The 2,038-nt window shown below is 41.2% G+C and carries 3 protein-coding genes; all 3 read left to right on the top strand.

Features of this window, described 5'->3' with window-relative positions:
- Positions 1–219 precede the first annotated feature (219 nt).
- The 3 genes from VGA95_12530 (at position 220) to VGA95_12520 (ending at position 1,825) form a co-directional block, all read left to right on the top strand.
- The gene (locus tag VGA95_12530) at positions 220–630 is read left to right on the top strand and encodes an EVE domain-containing protein (protein HEX9667366.1); all 411 of its coding nucleotides are present in this window, start codon (positions 220–222) and stop codon (positions 628–630) included.
- A 734-nt stretch (positions 631–1,364) separates the two neighbouring features.
- Positions 1,365–1,583, top strand: coding sequence for a type II toxin-antitoxin system RelE/ParE family toxin (locus VGA95_12525; GenBank protein HEX9667365.1), 219 nt, complete (start codon positions 1,365–1,367; stop codon positions 1,581–1,583).
- Entirely contained in the window at positions 1,580–1,825 is a 246-nt protein-coding gene (locus VGA95_12520) for a type II toxin-antitoxin system Phd/YefM family antitoxin (GenBank protein HEX9667364.1), read from the top strand. Before VGA95_12525 ends, VGA95_12520 begins: the two co-directional genes overlap by 4 nt.
- Positions 1,826–2,038 lie beyond the last annotated feature (213 nt).

Here is a 2,038-nt window from a genome sequence, read left to right as displayed (position 1 = left end):
AATTGGATTTCTTCCTTGAGGCTATTAGAATAACAGACCGAAAAGACTTTAAAGCCGTAATCGAAGAACTTTTGAGGGAAGCCTACGGTGAAGAAGCCGATATAGCAGTCAGTAGCATTGATATGGATTAGAAAAATAATAAAAAAGTCCTTATCTATTGTATCCTGAGTAACCCACCCCAAAGTTGAAAAGCCAAATCTGAAAATTATAATAACGCTCATGAAATACTGGCTGGTGAAATCTGAACCATTCAAATACTCCTGGGATGATTTTCTTAAAGACGGTTGGACGTATTGGGATGGGGTCAGAAATTATCAGGCGAGAAACAATTTAAAAAGTATGAACTTAGGAGACCTCGTTCTTTACTATCACAGCAAGGAAGGATTAGAGGTCGTAGGAATTGCCGAAGTGATCAAGGAAGCATATCAAGATCCAACTACAGATGACGGGCGCTGGGTTGCTGTAGATGCAAAACCTAAGGAAACCTTCAAAAATCCCGTCTCATTGTCAGAAATTAAAATGGACAGACGTCTAAAAAACATAGCGCTCATTAAACAAACCCGCCTCTCAGTCATGCCCGTTACAAAAAAGGAATTCGAGACTATCAGTTCAATGGGTAAAGTTAAATAAAAAGCATCCCGCCATTTTTTTATTCTCGAATGCTACTAGACAGAAACATCGGAGCACAAAATTTATTGCGAATACACCTGTTCACCTGTTTTCATCAAAGTCACCTCAAAAACCTTAGTAGGAGCGGCTTCCAGCCGCGAATCGAGACATAGCGGAGGACTTTAGTCCTCCACTTATTACTTAATTGATACGGCGACCTGATTTTCGCCGATTCATTTTCCCTTTTGTACCGAAATTCTTAGTTTTTATAATATTAGGATCCCCATGTGTGACCCTGTGCTAACAGCCGCAATCCCCAATGTCATCCCCGAATTCATTTATCGGGGATCCATATTGTCATTGTACTTCGACCTACTCAGTATAGACTCCACTGTGGCAATCTCCTTTTTTTATCGAAGAATTAGGGGTACTTCGACAAAAAGAAGGAAAAGGGCAAGAAGGATGAGATTCATAATAAGGAAATTAATAATCACAACTTAACAAACAGCGGGGAGGAATAAAAATAAGATTAATACGAGTAGTACCAGCTTTTCCATTTTCCTAGAAAAAAACAAACATGTATTCAGCCAGTTAAGTCTCATGTCAAGGCCTGACGCGTCCCGTTTCTTTTTCTCTGCGCTCTTGACGATCTATCACAATCTGGCTATAATATAGCCAGAATCAAATACAAGATCATTTTTGCTCCGGAGGCCGTTGAAGATTTTACGCGATTATCAGCAAGAGATCGTGCTATAGTGCGCGATGCGATCGGACGACATCTAAGCCATGAGCCCAATAAAACAAGTCGAAGTCGAATAAAACGTTTGCAGGGGATCAGTCGTCCTCAATATCGGTTACTTGTCGGTGAAATTCGAGTGTTCTATGATATAGTAGAGGCGGCAGTAGAAATATTGGCGATTGTACCAAAATCAAAGGCTCCTGCCTGGCTTGAAGAGTTGGGAGAAAAAGAATGAAGAAAGTGCCATTGTCAGAAGTAAAGGATCAACTCTCGGAATATTTGCACTTGGCAGAGGAAGAAGAGATAATAATAACTCGGCATGGAAAACCTGCCGGCATTTTGATAGGCTTTGCTTCAGAGGATGATTGGTTTGATTACCGGTTGGAGCATGATCCGAGGTTTTTATTCCGAGTTGAAAGAGCAAGGAAAAGCTTGCGTGAGCGGAAAGGTGTGTATTTAAAAGATCTTCCTGAATGATATGTCATTGTTATCCATATCGACTTTACATACTGAATCCAACTTCGGTTATCTCGCCATTCACAAGAGATCTCCCGAGGACCGTTATCGGGAATCCATAGAGACGTCATTGCGAGTACTTCGACTGGCTCAGTACAGGCTCTAGCGAAGCAATCTCCTCTTTTATCGTCATCGTCCTTCGACCTACCTGCACTGAGTATAATCGATGTACTC

This window comes from Thermodesulfobacteriota bacterium, from assembly GCA_036397855.1.
GTDB lineage: Bacteria > Desulfobacterota_D > UBA1144 > Nemesobacterales > CSP1-2 > DASWID01.
The sequence above is the reverse complement of the archived record's forward strand: the minus strand, read 5'-3'. Positions and strand labels throughout refer to the sequence as shown.